This window comes from Mucilaginibacter sp. P4_E8 (genome assembly GCF_056401495.1).
The window spans coordinates 1-1770 of sequence record NZ_JBFUJG010000349.1 but is presented as its reverse complement, the minus strand read 5'-3'; the positions used below and the strand labels follow the sequence as shown (position 1 = coordinate 1770).

Genomic DNA, 1770 nt, shown 5'->3' with positions numbered 1-1770 from the left:
CTATATGGCATTGTGTTTTAAAAAAGCTAAAATATTTTGAAAAAGAGTGTCCAAAATGATGGATGCTTTTATAATTAAGCAAAAACATAGCTGATATTATTTAATTTTACAACTAATTGTTATAGCCCATATTTTCTTTTTTTAGCCGTACCCTTATTTTATAAACCGGAATAATTGCTCCGGTTTCTTTGCTGGTGTTTGCTGGCCCAGGTTTGTCTTTAAGCCTGGATGCTTGGTTGGTCACCCAATGATTAATAATATAACGGCTATCTGATAATGAAAACAGGTAAAAGGCTAAATAAAAAAGCATGGCTGGAGATTTCTTTTTTCCTTAAAAGAGAAATGAGCGTTACTTTAGTATTCTGGCTGATTGTATTATTAATTGTGATCATCATGTATATGTTTGGTGAAGTAGGATAAATATTTTCCATTGTAAATGCGCCATGCTTTATTTCAATAATAGTTTTCTGATAGTTGAATGATCGCTAAAATAAAGCGTGTTTTCGTCTTTTGACAATACTAAATAAAGAGCAAAAACATTGGCGCTTGACCCAACGCCATCAACGGCGGTTACATCATATTTTTGAGGGCCAACAAGAAACTGAAGCTTGCCATTCACAATGCTCTTAATGGCACCTCCATCTGCAACATACAACACCCGGCTATCTTTTGAACCAGTAAGACTATATATATACTTAAACTTTAAATCTTTATATATCTGGGTAAAGACGCCTGCCGGGGTTAATTTATATATGTGATTATTGTTTATCACAATGTATTTTACTCCATTGTAACCGATGTAAAAATTGCTGATACTATAATCACCATTTTTTTCAGGAAGTGAAAGTGAATCTCTTGGTGGTAAAAAAGCGTTAGTGCCAATTCGGCCATTTACGTCTGTATAGAATTTTTTTAGTGAAGTTGGAACAGCTACTGTACTGCTGGCACGATAATATTGTTGCGAGAACCATAAAAAACTACCGGAAGGGTCTTTTTGAAGTCCGGTATAAAATGCCCAGGTACTCCCATACGGACTTGGTGGCAGGGGAGTGGATAATGTTCCGTCTGGCTTCAGTATCCATACACGTCGGGTGCCACTTTGTATTAAAACATTGATAGTGCCGTCATTTGATAAACGAACATATTCGGGGAATAAAAAACTTTGCCCATCGCTGCTTGGCGGTATATTTATAGTTGAAACAATATTAGGAGGTGTAATTTTTCGGATTTTGTGATTATCAAAATCGGCCACGTAAATTGTGCCATCATCGGTAACATCAATTCCAAATGGATAATAAAACCTGGCCTGTTTGCCTGCTCCATCTGCCAGGCCAGTTTGGATAGGGTCTCCGGCAATAGTTACAACAGTAAAAGGGAGGTGTGAACCATCCGCATTCAATACGTGAGTTGACTTCACGTTGTTGGCCTTAACTGGTAGTTGATCATCGGTTTTTTTACAGGATGAAAACGCGAAAAAAACACTTAAGGTTAGCATTGATAAGGAATTATACTTTTTCATGGTATAGTTTTTATCAAAGTTAGCGTACGTAACAAGCTAATTTTTAGCAACCAGGCAAATGTTACTTCTTTGTATACCAAGTGTGAAATATCAACTTAAGGCTATTTCTGTATGCTTTAGGAATTGGTAGAATCCTGAAAATTGAGTTTGGTATTTTTGACTTTTGGGATGAATGACGCAAAGAAAATAGCTTTTCTTCTCCCACAAACTTTCTCCATTAATCCCTGATCCCAAGTCGAATAGGGTACCAG

2 protein-coding genes are annotated in these 1770 nt (G+C 36.4%); one reads left to right on the top strand and one right to left on the bottom strand.

What is annotated here, in order from left to right:
• Positions 1 to 276 precede the first annotated feature (276 nt).
• Positions 277 to 420: a hypothetical protein gene (locus tag AC1DRQ_RS31265; RefSeq protein ID WP_477429998.1), complete on the top strand. Its 144-nt coding sequence runs from the start codon at positions 277 to 279 to the stop codon at positions 418 to 420.
• 28 nt (positions 421 to 448) lie between these two features.
• Here AC1DRQ_RS31265 and AC1DRQ_RS31260 read toward each other — a convergent pair whose 3' ends face one another.
• Positions 449 to 1519, bottom strand: a complete 1071-nt coding sequence (locus tag AC1DRQ_RS31260; protein ID WP_477429996.1) for an NHL repeat-containing protein — start codon at positions 1517 to 1519, stop codon at positions 449 to 451.
• Positions 1520 to 1770: the final 251 nt, after the last annotated feature.